Genomic DNA, 15,228 nt, shown 5'->3' with positions numbered 1-15,228 from the left:
ATTATGCAAAAAAGTGTCTTTCCAACAACGCCGCGGAACACGCGGAGAGCGGAAGGGAGCAGCTTGCCAAAGCAGCCGCAAGGGTGTGGGACGGATCCCCTGAGGGGCTAGACAAACTGCTCACCTTTCTGCGTGACCTTGGTAATCTCGTCGCCCGCGATTAGGTGAGGGGCCTTAGGTGTTTAGTCCCGTCATTTGCTGGAGCGGATTAAGTTTGAATCGGTCCGGTTGGGAAGTCCAGCATTTGCAGATGTATTCGTAAGGCGTGAGGCCCTTCAGGGTCTTCAGCCGTCGAGCGTAGTTGTAGGCGTTGATGAAGTCGGCGAGGTGAGCTTCAAGCTGGTCGTGTCGATCGTAATGGTAGCGTTGGACGGTCGCTTCCTTGATCGTGCGGTTCATGCGCTCGACCTGGCCATTGGTCCAGGGGTGCTTGATCTTGGTCAGCCGATGTTCGATGCCATTCTCTTGGCAGCGCATATCGAACATATGTGTCACGTATCGTGCCGTCGGGCCGTCCGCATAGCGCGGCGGGAAAGTGAACTGGATCCCATTGTCGGTGAGAACCGTGTGGATCTTGTAGGGGACAGCCGCGATCAGAGCTTCAAGGAAGGCCGAGGCGGAGGTTCTTCCCGTCTTCCTGACCAGTTGTACGAAGGCAAACTTGCTCGTGCGGTCGATGGCGACGTACAGGTAGAGCTTGCCTTCAGCGGTCTGAAGCTCAGCAATGTCGATGTGGAAGTAACCGATCGGGTAAGCCTTGAACTTTTTCTTCGGAGGCTTGCTGCCTTCGACCTCCGGCAATCGGCTGATGCCGTGGCGCTGGAGGCAGCGATGCAGGGAGGATCGCGTCAGATGCGGGATGGTTGGCTGGAGCGCATAGAGGCAATCGTCGAGCGGCAATAGCGTATGCCGCCGGAAAGCGACAATGATCGCCTCCTCCTCGATGGAAAGCACTGTCGACTTGGCGTCCCTGGGGCCTGTCGGGATATCGGCGACAGTCTCGCGCTCCTTCCACTTCGCGACAGTCTTCTGGTTGATCCCGTAGCGCCTGGTCAGCGCCCTCAGGCTCTCTTGACTATTTTGTATTGCTCGACGGACTGCCTCCGTCGTGGTGGCGCAGCCGTGTAAAACTTGTCCCATAGCCCATCCTTCGAATCGTGCGATAAGAACGCACCATCAAAGCTTGGGACCAAACACCTAGTGGGTCGCAGGACGCCGACTGGGAGCATCGGGATAGTCTTCGCGTAGGATTTCGCGAACGCTCGCGGCGGTGCTCCGGAACAGAGTTGCATTGACGCGCCTGACGGGGATCTTCAGAACGATGAGAGGGTTGCGGGCGGGCGTCACCGAGGCATGATCAGTTGTTTAGGTGATGCGGTTCCGCGCCAAAATGAAATCAGTTCGCAACTGATAAGGTTTGGCATGAACAGGAGTCAGTTTGCTGACTGATAACGTTCTGTTAAACGGAGTAAGTCTGTGAAACTGATAAGGAAACTCTACAATCGCAATCAGTCGGTTCTCTAGTTGGATTTTGGATCCTCTGCGACTAGCGCCTCCAATGCAAAACTAGTTTGGAGTGGGGCGCGTTCGCAAATCGCCCGCGGGAGTTTTTTGTTGCCTTCGCCGCTCAACGCTCGGCAACTCCGGCCGCCGGGCTCGTATCAAGAGTACCCGCCGTCGGCTGCGCCGATGTCATCGTGCGCATTTGTGATCTGGACTTGCGCTGAGACCGCACCGGCCATACAGCCCGGCGAGCAACAGGCGCAATCCACTCCGCAGCCATTTCATCCGACGTCTGTCCTGTGTTCGCGTCGATCATCGACGCTGTCCAAAGGTGCCTCGACGTCCGGAAAAGGAAAGCTTCAATAAAATGCGCGGCTGCATATTTGTTGAGCAAGCGTTCGCGGTGAACCACTGGGCTCTGGCCAAAATCCCTTGATTTTCAATCGGCCGGGATGTGGCACGTTGCATGCATCTCTTTTTCCGAGTTGGCCGCTAGGGTTCCGGCTCTGCTTTGGCAGAGCGCTGGTCCGAGAGCAGCCGCTTGCGGGGGAGACATCCTCGCAGGTGCACGGCGGGACAAAAGCCCGGGAGACCTCGTTAGCCAAGGGATTGGCAAAGCGATGGTCTGTCGCCGATCCCTTTTTGTAAATTTGCAAGAGGGATCTGTCATGAACAAGCTCACATCATTTCTCCGTTCCGTCGCTGTCGTCACCGCGCTGAGCGCCGTGATCGCGGCGCCCGCCCAGGCCGCGCCGAAGAAGGACTTCAAGGTCGCCTGGTCGATCTATGTCGGCTGGATGCCCTGGGGCTATGCGGCCGATACCGGCATCGTCAAGAAATGGGCGGACAAATACGGCCTCACCATCGAGGTGAAGCAGTTCAACGACTACGTTGAATCGGTCAATCAATACACCGCCGGTGCGTTCGACGCCGTGACCATCACCAACATGGATGCGTTGTCGATTCCCGCCGCGGGTGGCGTCGATACCACGGCTGTGGTGATGGGCGATTTCTCCAACGGCAATGACGCCGTCATCCTGAAGAACAAGGCCGATCTCGCCGCCATCAAGGGCCAGAAGATCAACCTCGTCGAGTTCTCGGTCTCGCATTACCTGCTGGCGCGGGCGCTGGAGAGCAAGCATCTGGCCGAAAAAGACATCAAGGTCGTCAACACCTCCGATGCCGATCTCGCCGCCGCCTACAAGACGGCCGACGTCACCGCCGTGGTGACCTGGAATCCGATCGTCTCCGAAATTCTCGAATCCAAGGACGCCAAGAAGGTGTTCGATTCCTCGCAGATCCCCGGCGAGATCATGGACCTGATGGTGGCCAACACCGCAGTGTTGAAGGATAATCCCAATTTCGCCAAGGCATTGGTCGGCATCTGGTATGAGACGATTGCCAAGATGACCGCCGCTGGCGAAGAGGGCAAGGCGGCGAAGGAAGCCATGGCGAAAGCCTCCGGCACCGATCTCGCCGGCTTTGAGAGCCAGCTCGCCTCGACCAAGCTGTTCGACAAGGCAGCCGACGCGGAAGCCTTCACCAAGAGCGCGGCAGTGGGTACCACCATGGACCGGGTGCGCAAGTTCCTGTTCGAAAAGGCGCTGCTCGGCAAGGATGCGAAGTCTGCCGACGCCGTCGGCATCGAACTCGGCGACAAGAAGGTGCTCGGCGACAAGAGCAACATCAAGCTGCGCTTCGACGCGACCTACATGGACGCCGCCGCCAAAGGTAAGCTTTAAGAGCAAGCTCTGAGACGGCTCTGAAAGCTGCTGCAGGAGACGGCCATGCGCCTCATGAACATCAAGCCCGGTCGGCAGGTGGGATTTTATCTCGCCATGCTGCCGTTCGTGTTGCTCCTGATTGCGTATTTCACCGGCTCCAGCATGCGGCTGGCGGAAAATCCGAACGACAAGTTGCTGCCTGCGCTGTCCAGCATGGCGCAGGCTGTCAAGCGCATGGGCTTTGAGGTCGATGTGCGCACCGGCACCATCCTGATGCTGTCCGACACCATCGCGAGTCTCGGGCGGCTGGTGTCGGCGCTGGCGATCTCGACCGTCGCCGCCCTGATCTTCGGTATCGTGATCGGGCTGTTGCCGTCGGCGAACGCCTTGCTGGCGTCGTTCGTCAACGTCACCTCCATGGTGCCGCCGCTGGCGCTGCTGCCCATTCTGTTCATCATGATGGGGCTCGGCGAGAATTCCAAGGTTGCGCTGATCGTGATCGGCACCTTGCCGTGCATCATCCGCGATCTCACCATGAAGGTGCTGGAATTGCCGCGCGAGCAGTTGATCAAGGCGCAGACACTCGGCGCCTCGACCTGGCAGGTGGCGCTGCGGGTGGTGCTGCCGCAGATCCTGCCGCGGCTGATCGACTCGTTGCGGCTGCAATTGGGGCCGGCTTGGCTGTTCCTGATTGCCGCGGAAGCCATCGCCTCGGATTCCGGTCTTGGCTATCGCATCTTCCTGGTGCGGCGCTATCTCGCCATGGACGTGATCATTCCCTACGTGATCTGGATCACGCTGCTCGCCTTCCTGATGGACGCGGCACTGCGCCTGCTGCAGCGCAAGGCCTTTCCCTGGTTCGCATCGGTGAGGGCGGAATGAGCGCGATCCATTTCGACGACGTCTGGAAGGAATACGATGACCACATCGTGCTGGAGCGGATCACGCTCGATGTTGCCTCGCGCGCGTTCATCGCGCTGGTCGGGCCATCGGGCTGCGGCAAGACCACCTTCCTGCGCATGCTGCTGGGCGAGGAAAGCCCGACCCGCGGGCAAATCCTGGTCGACGGCAAGTCGCTGAAGCCGGAGCCGGACGCCGACCGGGGCGTGGTGTTCCAGCGCTATTCGGTGTTTCCACATCTCACGGTGCTGCAGAATGTCGTGCTCGGGCGCGAACTGCAGCAGGCCAAGGTGACGGGCCGGCTGTTCGGTGCGGCCAAACGCGCCGCGGTGGAGCAGGCCATGGCGCTGCTCGCCGAGGTTGGCCTCGCCGGCCACGAAGACAAATATCCGGCCTCGCTGTCGGGCGGCATGCAGCAGCGCCTGGCGCTGGCGCAGGCCGTGATGCGCGGCCCAAAAATTCTGCTGCTGGACGAGCCGTTCGGCGCGCTCGATCCAGGCATCCGCGCCGACATCCATGTGCTGATGAAACGGCTCTGGAATGAGACCGAGCTCACCGTGGTGATGGTGACCCATGACCTCAGCGAAGCGTTCCGGCTGGCGACGCGGGTGATCGCGTTTGAGCGTAACCGCAATCGTCCTGAAGAGCGTGAACGCTACGGCGCCACCATTTCGCGCGATCTCGAGATCTACCCACGCCGCGTCGCCGACGTGCGTCATTTGTCGACATTTCGCTCTGGCCGGGACGACCCGGCCAAACAAGGAGCATGAGCCGGGACGACCCGGCGCGCTTGTCTGAGAAAGGGCAAACCATGATCCTGACGGAACAACAGCAGGCCGAGATCGCGGCCTACAAGACGCGCTACGAGGCATTGAAGGCCGCCGGCCAGGGGCAGGCGCCTCGCGCGCTGCCGCCGCCGACATCGCGTGACGGCGCGCCGATCGCAGCCGGCGCGGTCGTCCACCGCGAAATCATTCCCGGCGGCTGGTACTGGACCACGCGCCTCAACCGCGGCGAGGCGCTGCGGCTGATCAACACCAGCGGCGCATCCTGTGTCAGCCTGCTGGCGTGGAGCGCAACCGACCCCAGCGAGCGGCTCAACCATGCCGACACCATCAAGGTGCAGTGGGCAGCGAGCCTGCGGAAGGGACGCGTGATCCTCTCCGACATGGGCCGCACGCTGCTCAGCATCATCGAAGACACCGGCGCCGGCCATGACACCCTTGCCGGCGGCTCGACGGCAGCGACCAACGCAGCCCGCTATGGGGCCGGTGCTCATCGCAACACCCGTGACAATTTCATCCTTGCCGCCGGCAAGCTCGGGCTCGATCGGCGCGACGTGATGCCGTGCATCAGCTTTTTTGCACCGGTCAGTGTCGATGCCGAGGGGCGCTTTCAATGGCTGGCGGACCGCCGCCAGGCCGGCGATTTCGTCGACCTGCGCGCCGAAATGGATCTCTTGATCGCGCTGTCAAACTGTCCGCATCCGCTCGACCCGTCGCCCCGTTATGCCGAGGATCCGGTCGAAATCATTCGGTATCGCGCCGCGCCTGCCGGCGCCGACGATCTCTGCCGGACGGCAAGTGCGGAAGCGATCCGCGCCTTCGAGAACAACGCCTTCTTCTTCGATTCCAGCGTGGCGGGGTGAGCGTCATGACCAAACATTCCATTCCGTCATCGGCCCGCATCGTGCTGGACACCGAAATTCCCGCGCGCGCGCCCTGGTCCACCATCGTTCGCCAGGGCCAGAGGCTGCGCATTGTCGACAGCCACGGTCAGCAGGCGGTCGATACGCTGTTTTACAACGCGTCCGACCTGCAGGAGCGTTACAGCGGCCAGGACACCCTGCGCGCGCAGGGCTCTGCCTATGTCACCACCGGCACCCGCATCATGTCCAGCGAGGGGCGCGCCATGCTGCGCGTTGTCGCCGACACCTGCGGCCTGCACGACACCTCGGCGGGGGCCTGCTCCTGCGAAAGCAACACGGTTCGTTTCGGCCACGGCACCAAATATCTCCATGCCTGCCGCGAGAATTTTTTGATCGAGGCGGCCAAGCACGGCCTGTCGAAGCGCGACATCGTGCCCAACCTGAACTTCTTCATGAACGTGCCGATCGACGCTTCAGGCAATTTCACCGTGGTCGACGGCGTCTCCAAGCCCGGCGACTACATCGAGATGGTCGCCGAGATGGATGTGCTCTGCCTGATCTCCAACTGCCCGCAGATCAACAACCCCTGCAACGGCTTCTTTCCGACGCCGGTGCAGGTTGTGGTGTTTGAAGCGGACGAGGACTGAGCCATGTTCAGCAAGGTTCTGATTGCCAACCGCGGCGAGATCGCGGGGCGGATTGGCCGGACGCTGCGCCGGATGGGGATTGCCTCGGTGGCGGTCTATTCCGACGCCGATCGTTTCACGCGCTCGGTGCTCGATGCGGATGAGGCGGTGCGGGTCGGTCCCGCGCCGGCGGCAGAAAGTTATCTCGATGTCGACGCCATCATCAACGCGTGCCTTGCGACCGGCGCGCAGGCCGTGCATTCGGGGTATGGCTTTCTGTCGGAGAACCGCGGCTTTGCCGAGCGGTTGGCCGAACACGGCATCCGTTTCATCGGGCCGCGTCCGGAACACCTTGACGCGTTCGGGCTGAAGCACAAGGCGCGCGAGATCGCCAGACTCAGCCATGTGCCGCTGCTGCCGGGCTCCGACCTGCTCGAGACCATCGAGGAGGCCATGCAGGAAGCCGAACGGATCGGCTTTCCGCTGATGCTGAAAAGCACCGCCGGTGGCGGCGGCATCGGCATGCAGCTGTGTCACGATGCCGGTACGCTGCGGGAACGTTTTGCCACGGTGCAACGGACCGCGCGGGCAAGCTTCGGTGATGCCCGGGTCTATCTCGAGCGTTTTGTCGCCGAGGCCCGCCACATCGAGGTGCAGATCTTCGGCAACGGCAAAGGGGGCGTTGTGGCGCTCGGCGAGCGCGACTGTTCGTTGCAGCGTCGCAACCAGAAGGTCGTCGAGGAGACGCCGGCGCCCGGGCTCAGCGAGGCGATGCGGGCGCGGCTGCATCAAGCCGCGGTGGCGCTGGGCCGCAGCGTGGCCTACGAATCCGCCGGCACCGTCGAATTTATCTACGATGTCGAACGGCAGGACTTTTACTTTCTCGAGGTCAACACCCGCCTGCAGGTCGAGCATCCGGTGACGGAAGCGGTGTTCGGCGTCGACCTGGTCGAGTGGATGGTGCGGCAGGCCGCCGGCGAGGATGTGCTGGCCGATGCCGGGGCGCTGGCGCCGCAGGGCGCGGCCATCGAGGTGCGGCTCTATGCGGAAAATCCCAATGCGGGATTCCGGCCCAGCGCCGGACGCCTGACCTGCGTGACGTTTCCGGAGGATGCGCGGGTCGATGGCTGGATCGAGACCGGTGTGGAGGTAACGCCGTTCTACGATCCGATGCTGGCGAAGGTGATCGTTGCGGCGGAAAGCCGCCCAGCGGCGATCGCCAAACTGCAGCAGGCGCTGGCCGCAACCACGGTCACCGGGATCGAGACCAATCTCGATTATCTCCGTGCCATTGCCGGCTCGGAGGTGTTCCATAGCGGCCGGGTCGCCACCAATGTGCTCGGAAGTTTTGCCTTTGCGCCGCGCACCGTCGATGTGCTGGCGCCCGGCGCGCAGTCGGGATTGCAGGAATTGCCGGGGCGTCTCAACCTCTGGCATGTCGGCGTGCCGCCAAGCGGCCCGATGGACGCGCGCTCGTTCCGGCTGGCCAACATCATTGTCGGCAATCCCGAGGTGACCGCGGCGCTCGAACTGACCGTCAACGGTCCGACGCTGCGTTTCAACACCGATACCGTGATCGGGCTTGCGGGCGCGCGGATGACGGCCAAGCTCGACGGCGTCCCGATCGCGCATCATGCGCCGGTTGCGGTGCGGGCCGGCCAGGTGCTGGCGATCGGCGGCATCGAAGGAGCAGGGCAGCGCTGTTATCTCGCGGTTCGTGGTGGCTTCGATGCGCCCGAGATTCTGGGCTCCCGCGCGGTGTTCACACTGGGCGCGTTCGGTGGTCATGCCACCGGGGCGCTGAAGGCCGGCGAGGTGCTGCATATCGGCAATGCCGCGGGCACTCATGCGCCACGGGCGCTGCAGGACGACGAGTTGCCCGAACTCACGCGCGCGTGGACCATTGGGGTGATTTATGGGCCGCACGGTGCGCCGGATTTCTTTCTCGATGCGGATATCGAGACGCTGTTCGCGACGGATTATGAAGTGCACTTCAACAGCGCACGCACCGGGGTGCGGCTGATCGGACCGAAGCCCACATGGGCGCGGCCCGACGGCGGCGAGGCCGGATTGCATCCGTCGAACATCCACGACAACGCCTACGCCGTGGGTTCGATCGATTTCACCGGGGACATGCCGATCATTCTCGGTCCCGACGGTCCGAGCCTGGGCGGCTTCGTCTGTCCCGCCGTCGTGGCGCGGGATGAGTTGTGGAAGACCGGCCAGCTCAAGCCCGGTGACAAGGTGCGTTTCGAAGCGGTGCGGCGCGAGAGTGATCCCGTCGCCGGACCGCTCGTGCTCCGGGGGGCGCCGGAGCTGGGATCGGCGATTGTCGGCCGCAGCGACGATGGCCCGCTGCCGGTGGTTTACCGGCGGGCCGGGGACGACAACCTGCTGGTCGAGTACGGGCCGATGGAGCTCGACATCGCGCTGCGCCTGCGTGTGCATGTGCTGGCGCAGGCGGTCGAGGCGGCGCGGCTGCCGGGCCTGATTGATCTGACGCCGGGAATCCGTTCGCTGCAGATCCATTACGACGGCACGGTGTTGTCGCGGCAACGGCTGCTCGATGTGCTGCAGGAGCTGGAGCGAGATCTGCCGCCGGTCGATGCCATGACGGTGCCGAGCCGCATCATCCATCTGCCGCTGTCCTGGAACGATCCGCAGGCGGTGCTGGCGATGCAGAAGTACCAGGAACTGGTGCGGCCCGACGCGCCCTGGTGTCCGTCCAACATCGAATTCATCCGCCGCATCAACGGCCTTGCCAGCGAGGACGAGGTCAAGCGGATCGTGTTCGATGCGCGTTATCTGGTGCTGGGGCTCGGCGACGTCTATCTCGGCGCGCCGGTCGCGACCCCAGTCGATCCGCGGCATCGGCTGGTGACGACCAAGTATAATCCCGCCCGCACCTGGACGCCGGAGAACGCTGTGGGAATCGGGGGCGCTTACATGTGCATCTATGGCATGGAGGGGCCCGGCGGGTATCAATTGTTCGGTCGGACCATTCAGATGTGGAACACGTGGCGCACCACGCCGGTGTTCGAACAGGGGCACCCTTGGTTGCTGCGGTTTTTTGATCAGATCCGTTTCTTTCCGGTCAGCGCGGACGAGCTGCTGGAGGCACGTGCCGCGTTTCCGCACGGCGCCTATCCGCTGCGGATCGAGGCGACTGAATTTTCCTACGCCGACTATGCCAAGGGGCTGGAGCGCGATCGCGGCTCGATCGCCGCGTTCAAGCAGCGTCAGCAGTCCGCCTTCGAGGCCGAGCGCCAGCGCTGGAAAGAACTGCGCATCGACGACGTCCAGGATGAGGCAGTCGCTGGTGCAATAATGGTCGAAGATATCCCCGACGGTCTTGCGGGGGTGTTTTCGGAGGTACCGGGCAACGTCTGGAAGATTCTGGTCGACGAAGGCACTGAAGTCGCCGCCGGTGATATCATTGCAATCATCGAATCCATGAAAATGGAGATCAGCGTCCAGGCCCCGATGGCCGGCCGGGTGTCGCAGATCCGGATCAAACTGGGCCAGACCCTGCGCGCCGGCGATGTCGTGGCCCTGCTGGAGGCAGAATGACGAGGGGGTGTTCAACTGTGCGCGAGAACGGCCCGGCGGCTGCGGCCAAGCGACCGGATTGGACATTTTGTCCCAATTTCGCCCTCGCCAGCGGGGCCAATTCGGACTATGTCCTGCCCCAGCGCGTGCGCCGCAAAAACGACCTGCGGATCATGGAGACGGCTTTGAGTACCACTTGGAATACGAAATTCGGGTCACGGCGGCTCAAGGTCGATCTGCCGACCCTTGAGGAAGCTATTTTTGCGGCGTCGGGCATCACCGATGATCGCGAGGGCCAGGCCGAGATCGCAGCCGCCCTGATGGGCCTGCCGCTGGACGAGGTCCGGCCTCAAGTGATGAAGACCAAAATCGTCGTCGAACCGGTCCGGCAGATTATCGAGAGCCCCCGCCGGGGCCCGCGCGTCGTGGTCGTCGAGCAGAAATCCGCCCGCCGCAAGCGCGTTTTGTAATCCCGAGACGTAGTCCCGCTCGATGACTTTCCAATGTCAGACGCCGGCCGTCCCCACCGTCCAGCAGGACGACGCGGTGGTGCGCATCACGCGCTGGGACTTCGAGCCGGGCGCTGCGACCGGCTGGCATCGTCACGGCTGGCCTTATTTCGTGATCATGCTGACCGACGGCACCCTGCGCATTCATAATGGGACTGAGGTCACAGACGTTCCGCTGGCCGCCGGCCAGTCTTACCGGCGTCAGGCAGGCGTGGAACACGACGTCATGAACGGCTCGCCGCACCCGATCGCGTTCGTCGAAATCGAAGTCAAGCAGCCCGAGGACCTAGTTTAGGCTCAAACTCCCGTAAATCCGATAATTTGGCCGGGCGCTGCATCGCCGCCCGAGGGCACTTTGCCGCTGGGGCCCCCACGAACGACTGATGGCAACACCTCGCCATTTTGGGCTAGCATCCGCGTAATGCAAAATTTGCATTGGCTAGAAGCCGCGCCATTTCGGTACATTTGCGGATGGGACCCGATACCGCAGACAACGGGCGAATGCCCGGCGCGGACGGGTGGGGGCGATTGAATGGAGTTGCGTTGGCTTCAGGATTTCCTGACGGTTGCCGAGACCGGCAATTTCACGCGCGCCGCGGAGAAGCGGAATACCTCCCAGGCTGCGTTCAGCCGCCGCATCAAATCCCTTGAATCATGGCTCGGTTTCGATCTGATTGATCGCGGGGTCTATCCGACAAAGCTCACCCCCCAGGGCGAGCACTTTCGCGAGCATGCGAGCGAACTGCTGCGGCAAATGCTGGACACGCGAAACGAACTCGGTGGCAAGCCCGTTCGCCGCCCCGATCATATCAGGATAGCCGTGCCGTTCGGATTGGCGACCGCCCAGTTGCCGCATTGGTGGCCTATCTGGTCACAGAATAAGCGTTTGAGCTGTTCGGTGATCGTCGGCAACAACCACGATCTGGTGACGTCGCTGGTGTCGGAGAATGCCGATCTGATGGTCTGCTATCACAATGCCCAGCAACCGATCGAGCTCGATCCGAGCCGCTATGAGCGCGTCGTGGTCGGCACCGAATTCCTGCGCCCTTACGTCAGTGAGAAACTGGCGGCGAGTGCCGATGTCTCGTTGCCCGGCCGGCCCTCGCATCCGGTGCCCTTGTTGATGTATTCGCGTGGCGTTTATCTCGCCCGCCTGGTCGATCTGATTCTGGAAAATGCTCCGGTGTTCGGTCGCCGTGTGATGGAAAGCGATATGTCCGACGTGTTGCGTGACATGGCGTTTACCGATCACGGCATCGCCTGGCTGCCCGAGAGTACGGTGGCTGCGGCCGGCCGCGCGGGATTGATCGCGATCGGCGGCGACGCATGGGCGTTGCCGTTGTCCTTGGTCGCATTCAGGGATCGCACCCACGATCATCGGTCGCTGAATTTATTCTGGTCCGAATTATGCAAGCACGACGCCGACCAGGGCGCAGACGGTTTTCGACGATCGTCCGCGGGTTCGCTCGCCAAGCCGGCTGCCAAGTCGGTCGCTGGATTAACTGGGCAAGCGAGCCATTAATCGTTTGAGAGTTCTTAGAGGAGGAAAGAGTAGATGAAATATAATCCCCGTATCGGAAAAATGATGGCCGTCGCGTTGGCCGGCGCACTCAGTGCAGGCTCGGCACTGGCGCAGGAGCTCACCGGCACGCTCAAGAATATCAAGGAGACCGGCGCGATCACCATCGGCTATCGCGATTCGTCGATTCCGTTTTCCTATCTGGACGACAACCAGAAGCCGGTCGGCTTCGCGATGGACATCTGCTATCGCATCGTCGATGCGGTGAAGAAGGAACTCAAGCTCGACAAGCTCGAGGTGAAGCTCAACCCGGTCACCTCGTCGACCCGCATCCCGCTGTTAGCGAACGGCACCGTTGATCTCGAATGCGGCTCGACCACCAATAATGCCGACCGCCAGAAGCAGATTTCCTTCACCAACACTCACTTTCTCACCGCCAGCCGCTTCGTTTCGAAGAAGTCCAGCAAGCTGAACTCGATCGACGACCTCAAGGGCAAAACGGTGGTGTCGACGTCGGGCACGACCAACATCAAGCAGCTCAACGAAGCCAACGCCGCGCGCAATCTCGGCATCAACATCATTCCCGCCAAGGATCACGCCGAGGCGTTTCTGATGGTCGAAACCGACCGTGCGGTCGCCTTCGTGATGGACGACATCCTGCTGGCAAGCCTTGCTGCGGGATCGAAGGATCCGGATGCCTATGTGATTTCCAAGGATGCGTTCTCGAAGCCGGAACCCTACGGCATCATGCTGCGCAAGGACGATCTTCCGTTCAAGAAAGTGGTCGATGCGGCAACCGCCGAGCTTTACAAGAGCCCGGAAGGCGCCAAGCTGTACGACAAATGGTTCATGCAGAAGGTTCCGCCGAAGGGGCTGAATCTGAATGTGCCGATGGGACCTGAGCAGAAGAAGGCATTTGCCCAGCCGTCCGACTCGCCGGAACCCGACGCTTATACCGCGATGTGAGACTGATAGGCCCACGCGGTGGCACGACCATTGCGTGGGCCTATTCTCGGCTTGAGACCATGGGCGGGCAGGGGGCACCGTGAACTATAACTGGAACTGGCGTATTTTCTGGGAGCCGTCACCGAACGGCACCGGCAACTACCTTGATATGTTGCTCTCGGGTCTCGTTCTGACCATCGAAGCGGCGATTTGTGCCTGGATCGTCGCGTTGATCTGCGGATCGCTTGTCGGCGTCCTGCGCACGCTGCCGTCACGAGGGGCAAACAGGTTCGGTTTCTGGTATGTCGAGCTCTTTCGCAATATGCCGCTGCTGGTGCAGCTGTTCCTGTGGTTCTTCGTGCTGCCGGAACTGCTGCCGCGGTCCTGGGGCTTGTGGTTGAAGCAACTGCCCAATGCACCGTTCTACACCGCCGTGCTTGGCATCGGCCTGTTCATGTCGGCGCGTGTGGCGGTTCAGTTGGGGGCCGGCATCAATTCGCTGCCGCGCGGGCAGAAGATGGCGGGCACGGCACTTGGCCTGACCACGGCGCAGACCTATCGCTACATCCTGTTGCCGATGGCGTTTCGGATCATCCTGCCGCCGCTGACGTCCGAATTTCTCAACACCATCAAGAACACTTCGGTGGCCATTACCATTGGCCTGATCGAGCTGACCGCCCAGGCCCGCGCCATGCAGGAATTTTCGTTTCAGGTCTTTGAAGCGTTTACTGCGGCGACCATGCTTTATCTCATCGTCAATATCGTGGTCGTGACCGCCATGCGCTATGTCGAGCGCACTGTGGCGATCCCCGGCTACATGACCGGGAAGTAACGGCCATGTTCGCCAATTTTGATTTCGATGTCATTCGTCGCTCGCTCGGATATCTATTCTTCGATGGAATGACCTTCACACTGACGCTGACGGCACTTGCTGCGCTCGGCGGCCTGATTTTCGGCACGCTGATTGCGTTGTTGCGGCTATCGAGTTTCAAGCTGGCGGCGCGGATCGCGGGCCTGTACGTCGACATGATGCGGTCGCTGCCGCTGGTGCTGGTGATCTTCTGGTTCTATTTCCTGGTGCCTTATATCGGACAATGGCTGACGGGCGCGTCGCGACCAGTCCGCGTCGGTGCGTTTACCTCCTCGCTCGTGACCTTCATCATGTTCGAGGCGGCTTACTTCTCCGAAATCATGCGCGCCGGAATCCAGTCGATTTCCAAGGGGCAGCCGGCCGCAGCGCAAGCACTCGGCCTGACCTATGCTCAGAGCATGCGCTATGTCGTGCTGCCGCAGGCCTTCCGCAACATGTTTCCGGTGTTGCTGACCCAAACCATCGTGTTGTTCCAGGACACCTCGCTGGTCTACGTGCTTTCGATTCCCGACTTTCTCGGTGCCGCCAGCAAGGTGGCGCAACGTGATGGCCGGCTTGTCGAAATGTATCTGTTCGCCGCGGTCGTCTACTTCACGATTTCATTCATTGCGTCCACGGCCGTCCGGCGGCTTCAGGCGCGTATCAGCATTGCCCGATAGCGAGTTCACGTCATGATCGAAATCAGCCATGTAAATAAATGGTACGGACCGGCTTTCCAGGTCCTCAAGGATTGCACCACCAGTGTCGCCAAGGGCGAGGTGGTGGTGGTTTGCGGCCCGTCGGGGTCCGGAAAATCGACGCTGATCAAGTGCGTCAATGCGCTCGAGCCCTTTCAGGAAGGCGACATCTCAATTGACGGCATCAAGGTCAATGATCCGAAGACCAACCTGCCGAAGCTGCGTTCGCGGGTCGGCATGGTGTTCCAGCATTTCGAGTTGTTTCCGCACCTCAAGATCATCGAAAACCTGTGCCTGGCCCAGGAGAAGGTGCTGGGACGCAAGCATGGCGAGGCGATGACGAAGGGCATGAAGCTGCTCGATCGGGTGGGATTGAATGCCCATGCGGACAAGTTTCCGGCTCAGCTTTCGGGCGGCCAGCAGCAGCGCGTCGCCATCGCGCGAGCGCTTGCGATGGATCCGATCGCCATGTTGTTCGACGAACCGACATCGGCGCTCGATCCGGAAATGATCAGTGAGGTGCTCGACGTCATGGTCGAACTGGCGCGCGAAGGCATGACCATGATGGTCGTCACCCACGAGATGGGGTTCGCACGCAAGGTCGCAAACCGCGTCGTCTTCATGGACAAGGGTGAAATCGTCGAAGACGCGCGCAAGGAGGATTTCTTCGGAAGCCCGCGCAGCGATCGCGCCCAGAATTTTCTTGCCAAGATCCTGTCGCACTGAACGCTTATCTGTCGGCTCTATATGTGCCGGC

At 61.7% G+C, this 15,228-nt stretch carries 14 protein-coding genes and 1 riboswitch; of the genes, 13 read left to right on the top strand and 1 reads right to left on the bottom strand.

Going from position 1 to position 15,228, the window contains the following annotated elements; genetic code table 11:
* Nucleotides 1-174: 174 nt before the first annotated feature.
* Complete coding sequence (locus RS897_RS37315; RefSeq protein ID WP_315833662.1) at nucleotides 175-1,140, bottom strand: IS481 family transposase; 966 nt, start codon at nucleotides 1,138-1,140, stop codon at nucleotides 175-177.
* An 844-nt stretch (nucleotides 1,141-1,984) separates the two neighbouring features.
* Nucleotides 1,985-2,096: riboswitch (guanidine-I (ykkC/yxkD leader) on the top strand.
* A 75-nt stretch (nucleotides 2,097-2,171) separates the two neighbouring features.
* On the opposite strand from RS897_RS37315, the gene RS897_RS37310 reads away from it, so the two are divergent.
* From RS897_RS37310 to RS897_RS37250, 13 genes are all read left to right on the top strand, one after another.
* Nucleotides 2,172-3,245, top strand: coding sequence for a putative urea ABC transporter substrate-binding protein (locus tag RS897_RS37310; RefSeq protein WP_315833661.1), 1,074 nt, complete (start codon nucleotides 2,172-2,174; stop codon nucleotides 3,243-3,245).
* 45 nt (nucleotides 3,246-3,290) lie between these two features.
* A complete protein-coding gene (locus RS897_RS37305) occupies nucleotides 3,291-4,109 on the top strand; it encodes an ABC transporter permease (protein WP_315833660.1) in 819 nt (272 codons plus the stop codon).
* A complete protein-coding gene (locus tag RS897_RS37300; protein ID WP_315833659.1) occupies nucleotides 4,106-4,897 on the top strand; it encodes an ABC transporter ATP-binding protein in 792 nt (263 codons plus the stop codon). Before RS897_RS37305 ends, RS897_RS37300 begins: the two co-directional genes overlap by 4 nt.
* A gap of 41 nt (nucleotides 4,898-4,938) precedes the next feature.
* On the top strand, nucleotides 4,939-5,775 hold the full coding sequence (locus RS897_RS37295) for an urea amidolyase associated protein UAAP1 (RefSeq protein WP_315833658.1): 837 nt from the start codon (nucleotides 4,939-4,941) through the stop codon (nucleotides 5,773-5,775).
* 5 nt (nucleotides 5,776-5,780) lie between these two features.
* Complete coding sequence (locus tag RS897_RS37290) at nucleotides 5,781-6,422, top strand: urea amidolyase associated protein UAAP2 (protein ID WP_315833657.1); 642 nt, start codon at nucleotides 5,781-5,783, stop codon at nucleotides 6,420-6,422.
* Nucleotides 6,423-6,425: 3 nt separating this feature from the next.
* Nucleotides 6,426-9,971 (top strand): urea carboxylase, encoded by a 3,546-nt coding sequence (gene uca / locus RS897_RS37285; RefSeq protein WP_315833656.1) that lies wholly within the window; start codon nucleotides 6,426-6,428, stop codon nucleotides 9,969-9,971.
* A 164-nt stretch (nucleotides 9,972-10,135) separates the two neighbouring features.
* Nucleotides 10,136-10,420, top strand: coding sequence for a hypothetical protein (locus RS897_RS37280; protein WP_315838870.1), 285 nt, complete (start codon nucleotides 10,136-10,138; stop codon nucleotides 10,418-10,420).
* Nucleotides 10,421-10,442: 22 nt separating this feature from the next.
* Complete coding sequence (locus tag RS897_RS37275; protein WP_315833655.1) at nucleotides 10,443-10,754, top strand: cupin domain-containing protein; 312 nt, start codon at nucleotides 10,443-10,445, stop codon at nucleotides 10,752-10,754.
* 237 nt (nucleotides 10,755-10,991) lie between these two features.
* Entirely contained in the window at nucleotides 10,992-11,981 is a 990-nt protein-coding gene (locus RS897_RS37270; RefSeq protein WP_315833654.1) for a LysR family transcriptional regulator, read from the top strand.
* A 33-nt stretch (nucleotides 11,982-12,014) separates the two neighbouring features.
* On the top strand, nucleotides 12,015-12,944 hold the full coding sequence (locus RS897_RS37265) for an amino acid ABC transporter substrate-binding protein (RefSeq protein ID WP_407654378.1): 930 nt from the start codon (nucleotides 12,015-12,017) through the stop codon (nucleotides 12,942-12,944).
* A 79-nt stretch (nucleotides 12,945-13,023) separates the two neighbouring features.
* Nucleotides 13,024-13,755: an amino acid ABC transporter permease gene (locus RS897_RS37260; RefSeq protein ID WP_315833653.1), complete on the top strand. Its 732-nt coding sequence runs from the start codon at nucleotides 13,024-13,026 to the stop codon at nucleotides 13,753-13,755.
* A 5-nt stretch (nucleotides 13,756-13,760) separates the two neighbouring features.
* Nucleotides 13,761-14,453, top strand: a complete 693-nt coding sequence (locus tag RS897_RS37255) for an amino acid ABC transporter permease (protein WP_315833652.1) — start codon at nucleotides 13,761-13,763, stop codon at nucleotides 14,451-14,453.
* Between the two features lie 12 nt (nucleotides 14,454-14,465).
* The gene (locus tag RS897_RS37250; RefSeq protein WP_315833651.1) at nucleotides 14,466-15,197 is read left to right on the top strand and encodes an amino acid ABC transporter ATP-binding protein; all 732 of its coding nucleotides are present in this window, start codon (nucleotides 14,466-14,468) and stop codon (nucleotides 15,195-15,197) included.
* Nucleotides 15,198-15,228: the final 31 nt, after the last annotated feature.

Source organism: Bradyrhizobium prioriisuperbiae (assembly GCF_032397745.1).
Classification (GTDB): domain Bacteria; phylum Pseudomonadota; class Alphaproteobacteria; order Rhizobiales; family Xanthobacteraceae; genus Bradyrhizobium_A; species Bradyrhizobium_A prioriisuperbiae.
This window is presented reverse-complemented; position numbering and strand designations above follow the sequence as displayed.

What these genes read in the sequence shown, in the direction of transcription:
- RS897_RS37315 (WP_315833662.1), bottom strand. Translation starts at nt 1,140, where the DNA reads ATGGGACAAGTTTTACACGGCTGCGCCACCACGACGGAGGCAGTCCGT.
- RS897_RS37310 (WP_315833661.1), top strand. Translation starts at nt 2,172, where the DNA reads ATGAACAAGCTCACATCATTTCTCCGTTCCGTCGCTGTCGTCACCGCG.
- RS897_RS37305 (WP_315833660.1), top strand. Translation starts at nt 3,291, where the DNA reads ATGCGCCTCATGAACATCAAGCCCGGTCGGCAGGTGGGATTTTATCTC.
- RS897_RS37300 (WP_315833659.1), top strand. Translation starts at nt 4,106, where the DNA reads ATGAGCGCGATCCATTTCGACGACGTCTGGAAGGAATACGATGACCAC.
- RS897_RS37295 (WP_315833658.1), top strand. Translation starts at nt 4,939, where the DNA reads ATGATCCTGACGGAACAACAGCAGGCCGAGATCGCGGCCTACAAGACG.
- RS897_RS37290 (WP_315833657.1), top strand. Translation starts at nt 5,781, where the DNA reads ATGACCAAACATTCCATTCCGTCATCGGCCCGCATCGTGCTGGACACC.
- uca (WP_315833656.1), top strand. Translation starts at nt 6,426, where the DNA reads ATGTTCAGCAAGGTTCTGATTGCCAACCGCGGCGAGATCGCGGGGCGG.
- RS897_RS37275 (WP_315833655.1), top strand. Translation starts at nt 10,443, where the DNA reads ATGACTTTCCAATGTCAGACGCCGGCCGTCCCCACCGTCCAGCAGGAC.
- RS897_RS37270 (WP_315833654.1), top strand. Translation starts at nt 10,992, where the DNA reads ATGGAGTTGCGTTGGCTTCAGGATTTCCTGACGGTTGCCGAGACCGGC.
- RS897_RS37265 (WP_407654378.1), top strand. Translation starts at nt 12,015, where the DNA reads ATGAAATATAATCCCCGTATCGGAAAAATGATGGCCGTCGCGTTGGCC.
- RS897_RS37255 (WP_315833652.1), top strand. Translation starts at nt 13,761, where the DNA reads ATGTTCGCCAATTTTGATTTCGATGTCATTCGTCGCTCGCTCGGATAT.
- RS897_RS37250 (WP_315833651.1), top strand. Translation starts at nt 14,466, where the DNA reads ATGATCGAAATCAGCCATGTAAATAAATGGTACGGACCGGCTTTCCAG.